Here is a 7,672-nt window from a genome sequence, read left to right as displayed (position 1 = left end):
AAATGACCGCTAATTATCAACAAGCAGAGCTTATTGATAATAATTTATGAAACACTTAGTTTTTGAGGATTGGTAGTGATTGGCTCAAACACAGTCAGGTAATTGATTTGATGATGAGGCTAGCCTCATCGAACTCAGGTGGAGTAAGGTCAAGTCTTGCTGAGATAACGAAACGATCGATACCACCGTTCCATTCAGCTTGGCGGCTTTGAAAGCATTTTGAAGATTGTCGTTGCCAACCGTGTCAAACACCACATCAAAGCCTCGATTGTTTGTATGTTCTGCCACAAATTCCTCTACAGACCGATCGCAGTAGTTAATAGTAAAATCTGCACCTAATCGACGCGCGATCGCAGCCTTGCGATCGCTGGAAACCAGGGCATAGACTGTTGCCCCTGCCCACTTGGCCAATTGAACGCCAATGTGTCCTACGCCTCCGGTCGCTCCATACACCAACACTTTTTGTCCTGGCTGGACTTTAGCGCGATCGAGCAGTCCTTCCCAAGCTGTAATTGATACCAATGGCAGTGCCGCTGCTGCTGCCATTATGAGTGACTTTGGTTTGTGGGCGATCGAGCGCACATCAGCCAGCATATACTCAGCTAATGCCCCACTGGTTCCTTTCACGCCACCCGCACAGGCATACACTTCGTCTCCGATGTTAAATCGATCGACCCCCGCTCCAATTGCGGCGATCGTTCCGGCCACATCGCCATGCAAAACGGCTGGGAAACTAGGGGCAATATCTGCAACAAGCCCTTGTCGAATTTTATAATCGACCGGATTGACGCTGGTAGCGGCAACTCGAATTAGGACATGATTTGCCAGCACCTCTGGCATCGGCAGCCCTATCTCCTGAAAAATATTGGCATCACCAAATCGATCGATAATTATGGCTTTCATGGTGTTAGGATCCTGCAAAAACTGACATTCGTAGAGTACGATCTCAGTACTGCTGCCCGTAAGGATTTACAGCAAAGTGCAATAGTTACTTTTTGGTAAGCATGGCTCTAGATCGCGATTCTAATGGTTCTCAACTGAGTTATCCGCCCCAGCCAGCACTCGATCGCATTGCCAAGATGGATCTGTTTGACACCAACTGCGCCGGACATCAGATCCTCGAACATATTGCCAACAAATGGACGATTTTAATCGTTTACGCGCTCACTCAAGGCAAAAAGCGGTGTAGCGAACTCAAGCAACAAATTGTCGGTGTATCGCCCAAAATGTTGATTCAAAACCTGCGGAGTTTAGAGCGGTATGGGTTGATTGAAAGAGAAATTTATCCAACCGTTCCTCCACGGGTCGAATATTCCCTCACTCCGCTAGGGACTTCTTTGGTTGAGCCATTAGCCATATTGGGAGAGTGGGTATATCAGCACATTTCAGATGTAAAAGCTGCTACAGAAGACTACGATAACAATCCAGCTCCTAATGATTACTGGGAACCTAAGTAGGGGTTGCTGATAAAAGCCAAAACCCATCCACAGAGGGAGAGATAAGCTGTAAGAAGTTACTCTAGTTCAATGAAATCGGCTAAAATCAACTAAAATCAGTACAGATATCGACACATCAGTACATACAATGTATAAAAAAGTTGACCAACTCGAAGCTGAATCAGAAAACTTTGAACTGCCACTTGGAGGTAAATTAGCAGAAGATAATCGATGGGTAATGATGGCAAAACTAATTCCTTGGACAGAAGTAGAAGAAGAATATGCCAAAAATTTTACAATCTTATTCGGAGCACCAGCCAAATCAAGTCGAATGGCACTAGGGGCATTAATAATTAAAGAAAAGTTAGGGATAAGTGATAGAGAAACAGTCGAGCAAATCAGAAAGAACCCATATTTGCAATACTTTATAGGACTAAAGAGTTATAGAAATGAGGCACCATTTGAAGCATCAATGATGGTGCATTTTTGACAAAGACTAGAAATGGATCTAGTTAACAAAATTAATAGCAAAATGTGTGAAGAAAATCGAGGAGAAGTAGAACCAGAAAAAAAGTCACCGTAGGTAGTGAAGAAAAAGAGAGTGTAAATCGAGGAAAGTTAATATTAGATGCGACATGTGCGCCAGCCGATTTAGGTATCCGACCGACTTAGGATTACTGAATCAAGCGAGAAAACAGATAGAAAAAATCATAGATATTTTCTATGATGGGTTGGAAAAGAAGCCAAGTAAGAAACCAGTAACCAAAAGAATAATAGCAAAAAAAGAATATCTAAAAATTGCGAAGAAACGCCGAGTCACAAAAAAGCAAAGAAGAAACGCGATTAAAAAGCAACTTCAATATATTAACAGGAATCTGGGGCACATAGAACAGCTACAAATGAGTGGTGCCAAGCTAGAGTGGCTGAATGACCAGCAGTATAAAATGCTGTTAGTAGCAACGACAGTGTATCAACAGCAGTTGTCAATGTATGAAAATAAGCAGCAGCGTGTTGATGATAGAATAGTGAGTCTAACACAACCACATATTCGCCCAATTGTGAGAGGAAAGGCTGGATCACCAGTTGAATTTGGAGCCAAGTTATCAGTTAGCTATCATAATGGATACGTGTTTATAGATCGATTAAGCTGGGATAATTTTAATGAGTCTGGAGATTTAAAATCACAAGCAGAAAAATTTAAAATAGCAACAGAAAATTATCCAGAGTCCATTCATGTTGACAAAATTTACCGCACTAACGAAAATAGAGCTTGGTGTAAAGAACGCGGAATTAGAATTACAGGCATACCGTTAGGAAGAAAGCCGAAAGTTATTGATAAAGAGAAAAAGAAACAAGCACAGTTAGATGAGCGATTTCGCAGCCGAATTGAAGGCAAATTCGGAGAAGCTAAACGTAGATTTAGTCTTGCTCGAGTGATGACCAAACTTTCTGAAACTTCTCAAACAGCTATTGCAATCACTTTTCTAGTAATGAATCTTTCGACTCTATTGCGGCAGTTTTTTGCCTTTTTTTGGATCTCTTTACGGATCGACGCTGTTTTTGTAATATTTGAGTTTGGATGATTAATAAAAACTATGATTAATGATAATTACCTCCTAATTGCTGATAGATTAAATTAGACCGATTAATGATCGATCTAATTTAATGCCATTTATTAACTTTTTCAGCAAGCCCTAAGTAGGTTAAACAAAAAGCTAGAAAGGTGATATGGCACAGCATAACAAGCCCGTTGTAAGCCGAACGGATAGAAATGGTTGGTTGAGTGCGAGAAGTTAGTAGCTGCGGGTGAACGGGGTCGTTAGCCTGCCAGACCTCGGTTGAGACAATTCTTTCAACTTTTTTGAGAACGACCAAGTTTCACATGCCTAGATTTTGGCAGAGTCGCTGCGGCAGTTGTTGGAGCGATCGCTGAAAGATTTCAGGACTATCCAATCCTTGCGCCACAATCAAACTGCCCTGGATTGTAATGACCATATCTTCTCCACGCTGCCAAGCTGTGGTTCGATCGAGATGCTTTCATCGATGAGTTTTATATCTATCCCCAACATCGCGGACGCGGAATTGGTACCGAAACATTGGCATTTATCGAAGATGCCTGTTTAGCTCTGGGAGTTCGCGCACTGCACCTCGAAGTAGATCTTAAAAATCCTGATGCTCAACGTCTTTATCATCGAGTCGGCTATCAGAGACACGATCGATTTCTAATGACTAAAGATGTGGGAGATTGCTCTAGATCTATAGGTTGGGTTGAAGAATGAAACTAGAGCATACTCAACCTCCAATTCATACTATCGGAGCTAAAACATGACACCACAAGTTAAACAAATCCTCAGTTGGTATGGTAGCGACAATCCTGGTACCTTGACCAACCTCTCTCGCCTCCTAAATAGCGGTAAACTTGCCGGAACCGGAAAACTGGTAATTTTGCCTGTAGACCAAGGCTTTGAACATGGCCCTGCCCGCAGTTTTGCGGCGAACCCAGCCGCCTATCATCCCCATTATCACTTCGAGCTGGCGTTGGCGTAGCCTACCGAAGGTAATCGCGGCTGGATGCAATGCCTATGCCGCTCCGCTTGGTTTTCTAGAAGCCGGAGCCAGAGACTTTGCCGGACAAATTCCGTTGATTCTTAAAGTCAACGACCATGACGTGCTCGTAGATGAAGCCGATCCCTTCCAAGCATTGACTGGCAGCGTCCAAGATGCCATCCGGTTGGGCTGCGTAGGCATTGGGTTTACGATCTATCCTGGTTCTGCCCATCGACTGGAAATGTATGGACAAATCCGCGCCTATGCCGAGGAAGCCAAACGACATGGGCTAGTCGTAATGATCTGGTCTTATCCGCGTGGAGCGGGCTTGAGTAAAGCCGGAGAAACAGCAATCGATGTGACCGCCTATGCCGCCCATATTGCCGCCCAATTGGGTGCCCACATCATCAAAGTCAAACTACCCAGCAACCAGATCGAGCAGGATGCAGCGCGCAAAGTTTACGAAGAGCAACAGATCTCGATCGATACCTTAGCCGAACGAGTCCGACATGTGGTGCAATGTACCTTTGGCGGCAGTCGGATTGTAATTTTCTCTGGTGGGGCGACCGAAAGTGATGAGAATCTGCTCGAACAAATTCGGGCGATTGCCCAAGGTGGCGGGTTTGGTTCGATTATTGGGCGCAATTTTTTCCAACGATCTCAACCGGAAGCGTTGAAGTTACTCAACACGATCGCGGAGATTTATCGCAATGCCTGAGTGACGATCCGATCGATGATTTGCTAAACTAGCAAATCATCGTTGGCGTAGCCTCTCCTTTCCTGCGGAACGCTGCGCGAACGGAGAATCGCGCTCCTAAAACAGCTCGTTGGCGTTGAATTTGACAACTAAAATAGAGCGAATAACAAATTAAATGTCCCGCTCCAGCCGAATCTCCACCTCTCGATCTACATAATCCCATTCTTTAGTCGATCGCATCCTGACTAGTAATTCATCAAATGCCTGGGTGTGTTCTGGGGCAAATTCAAACCAGGTGAGAAAATCAAATGGTTCCCCAATATCGCGCGAGTGCAGCAGCCGACGTGCCACCCCAGGCAAATAATCCATCCCTACTGCCGTGTGATGAGATACTTCCTCAAAAATTTTGCGCCGCTCATCTTGTGCCATTTCCCACCACTGAGGAGTTTTTTTAATGGGAATCAATACAGCAGAAATTGCTTCTGCACGAGCTAACACAGGCTGAACTGCTTTTAGAGCAGTAACTTCATCCTGCATGGCATAACGAACATTACTACTAAATCCCTGGAGAATCCAGGCACTATTTAATGGCAATTCGGTGACAGCTTCATTTACTATATTTAATCTTTCAACCAGCTCTAAATTAGAACCTAATTCCCCCCGCACATCAACTACTTTCCACGTACCTCGATCGCCGCCAATAAATGAATATCTATTGTTCATGTCATTCTTTAAGTTTAATGAAAAATGTGAGTTGCAATTGACAAAGGAGAAGTAAAAGCGATCGTCCTCCTCTTCTCCCTTATTCCTGTTCTCAAGTCTTAGATTCTGGAGAAACTATTATGAAATTGCAGCGTAGCAGGGTGGTTTTTTTTAGAAAGTGCGGGCAGCTTGCAATGAGAAATTTAAATCTCGATCGAACTAGATCTGCCTACGAATTTTGCCGATAGATCGGGACGATAAGTTAATCTGACTTTGTTCTAAAATCTTAACCCAAACTAGCAACACCAAAAGTAGCATTGAATTTGCGACACCAAATTACTGCCGATCGATAATTTGCGAGATTGATGTTGGCAGGAATGGCATAGCGTTGGGCACCACTATATTTTTTCAGGCGAGATAACACAATATAATCACCACCTTTCAACGCATAGTTAGGTGCTTTAGTCGTACCGAGTACATTACGAGAACGATGCAAAGCAACTACCAGATCGGGACCCTGACTAGAAGTTTTAAATCCCGCGTCTAGTTGTAGAAACGATCGACCGTTTTGAGTCACAATACTAGCACCACCTCTGGTCGGTTGTTCTGCCCGAACGAATGTGCCAGACTTGACAGTTGCTGCTAACTGCAAAGGAGTAGTCTGAGTTGGCTGTTCGCGTATTTCCGTAAGAGAATCTATCGCGATCGATCCTGCCGGAACCCGACTTTGGATCGCAGCTTTTGCAGAGCCAATTACCAATAAAGAAGCCAAAGACAGAATTGTTACTTGGATAAATTTCATAGTTGAATACTCCCGATCTACGACAATAAGGTGGTTCAATTTTCTTCTTGGCGATCGCCGAAATAACTCGATCGAGCATGATAAATCTCCAAGAAGTTACTGAGAAAAGCTGAGGACAAATTGACAAATATTAACTCACGACCGAGTTTTCAGATCCGCTCAATGTTGTAACTTAAACAATTCCGATCGAGGATAAGATCTTACTTGACTTCACTGGCTGCAAACATAGCTACCTTACCTTTTTTAACTGCTACTACCACATCATAAGTAGCACAATAAGAGAAAGTAATATTATTGGCTTTGTTGTATAAGTTGACCACCATCCCAGCACCGCCAGGTTGAACGCCGAGTGGTTCGAGATCGCCATAAAAGAAGCGTCGGAGCTGGTCGCCACCGCCAATTTGTCCTTTATTTTTAGTAACTAAAGCAATCTTTTCTTGAACGGAGGGGCCTTCAGCCGCACTAGCGACTACCCCAATCGATACGCTGGGACTAGTGTTATGGGTAGTAATATTACCAACTGATACCAAACCGACCATTGCAATGCCTGTAACCAAAGTTGCTAATTTCATGAGTTATGACCGATTAAGATTGTGGAGACGAACTAAATTTGTTCGTTAAATTAAATATCGCAGCTTCTACTGAAAACTCTCTGAATTTAACCTATTTATTTCCTGAATTTATTCTAAAAATCTCCTCAGTTAAATCTCAGCAATTTCTCAGGATTCGATCGCAGCCAAGCTGCCGTGTTGAAATCGATCGCGATGGGCGTAGTTAAGGGATGGGGGAGTGTTTGTGTACTGGAAGAGTGCGGTTGGGATGTCTATTGAGTGTAGTCATGCCTTATGAACTAGCCAGTTGGCTGTTAGGTCAGTGGAGTGGTTTATCGGTGAGTGCGAGTACTCTGTGGAATTGGGTGCAGACGAAGGGAGAGCAAGCCCAAGCTGATTTAGAGGCACAATTAATCGCCCAAGCCGAGGGTCAAGCAGTCGTGCCAGAGTCGCTATCAGCGATGTTAGCAGCTTTGCCGTTGGCAATTGCGGCTGATGGAGTAATGGTACCGTTTCGCCCAGTGGCCAATACACCCAAGGGCAAAATCAAATGGCAAGAAATAAAAATTGCCATCCTGGCGCGATTGGGCACCCGGCTCAATCGCGCCGGAGAACTAGTCCCACAATTATTGAATCGTAGACTGGTAGCCGTGTTGGGTGATATCGACCGTTTTATCCCCAGTCTTCAGCTTGAAGCTCGTCGTCAAGACTTTGAATCTGCCCCGCAGGTAGTTTGGCTCAGTGACGGTGGACGTGGTTTCTGGCGTGTTTACCGTACTTGCTTTGCCCACTGTGCTGTTGCCGTTCTGGATTTGTTTCATGCTGCTGGTCATCACGGGCAGTGGCTACTGATGCTTTGTTTGAATCTCCTCGCTCTGTTGCTGCTAGAGCCTGGTTTGGTCGCTGGCGGCATCTACTTCGTCATGGGCAACATCAT

The 7,672-nt window shown here is 44.3% G+C and carries 6 protein-coding genes and 3 pseudogenes; 5 read left to right on the top strand and 4 right to left on the bottom strand.

The window, feature by feature from the left end; translation table 11 throughout:
* Window positions 1-84: 84 nt before the first annotated feature.
* Window positions 85-903 (bottom strand): zinc-binding dehydrogenase, encoded by an 819-nt coding sequence (locus ACEW9I_RS11875; protein WP_373540542.1) that lies wholly within the window; start codon window positions 901-903, stop codon window positions 85-87.
* 101 nt (window positions 904-1,004) lie between these two features.
* Here ACEW9I_RS11875 and ACEW9I_RS11870 point away from each other — a divergent pair, with 101 nt between their 5' ends.
* From ACEW9I_RS11870 to ACEW9I_RS11855, 4 genes and pseudogenes are all read left to right on the top strand, one after another.
* Window positions 1,005-1,457, top strand: a complete 453-nt coding sequence (locus tag ACEW9I_RS11870) for a winged helix-turn-helix transcriptional regulator (protein ID WP_373540541.1) — start codon at window positions 1,005-1,007, stop codon at window positions 1,455-1,457.
* A 127-nt stretch (window positions 1,458-1,584) separates the two neighbouring features.
* A pseudogene (locus tag ACEW9I_RS11865) lies at window positions 1,585-3,019 on the top strand (IS5 family transposase).
* Window positions 3,020-3,451: 432 nt separating this feature from the next.
* The gene (locus ACEW9I_RS11860) at window positions 3,452-3,715 is read left to right on the top strand and encodes a GNAT family N-acetyltransferase (RefSeq protein WP_373540543.1); all 264 of its coding nucleotides are present in this window, start codon (window positions 3,452-3,454) and stop codon (window positions 3,713-3,715) included.
* Window positions 3,716-3,761: 46 nt separating this feature from the next.
* Window positions 3,762-4,701 (top strand): annotated as a pseudogene (locus ACEW9I_RS11855) (class I fructose-bisphosphate aldolase).
* A gap of 150 nt (window positions 4,702-4,851) precedes the next feature.
* On the opposite strand, the gene ACEW9I_RS11850 reads toward ACEW9I_RS11855, so the two are convergent.
* The 3 genes from ACEW9I_RS11850 to ACEW9I_RS11840 form a co-directional block, all read right to left on the bottom strand.
* A complete protein-coding gene (locus ACEW9I_RS11850; protein WP_373540540.1) occupies window positions 4,852-5,403 on the bottom strand; it encodes a chlorite dismutase family protein in 552 nt (183 codons plus the stop codon).
* Window positions 5,404-5,668: 265 nt separating this feature from the next.
* Window positions 5,669-6,184 carry a DM13 domain-containing protein gene (locus tag ACEW9I_RS11845; RefSeq protein ID WP_373540539.1) on the bottom strand — a complete coding sequence of 172 codons (516 nt, stop codon included), beginning with the start codon at window positions 6,182-6,184 and terminating at the stop codon, window positions 5,669-5,671.
* Between the two features lie 200 nt (window positions 6,185-6,384).
* Window positions 6,385-6,756, bottom strand: coding sequence for a hypothetical protein (locus ACEW9I_RS11840; RefSeq protein ID WP_373540538.1), 372 nt, complete (start codon window positions 6,754-6,756; stop codon window positions 6,385-6,387).
* Between the two features lie 209 nt (window positions 6,757-6,965).
* Here ACEW9I_RS11840 and ACEW9I_RS11835 point away from each other — a divergent pair.
* Window positions 6,966-7,672: pseudogene (locus ACEW9I_RS11835) on the top strand (hypothetical protein); the annotation flags it as partial.

Source organism: Chamaesiphon sp., assembly GCF_041738855.1.
Lineage (GTDB): Bacteria > Cyanobacteriota > Cyanobacteriia > Cyanobacteriales > Chamaesiphonaceae > Chamaesiphon.
The sequence above is the reverse complement of the archived record's forward strand: the minus strand, read 5'-3'. Positions and strand labels throughout refer to the sequence as shown.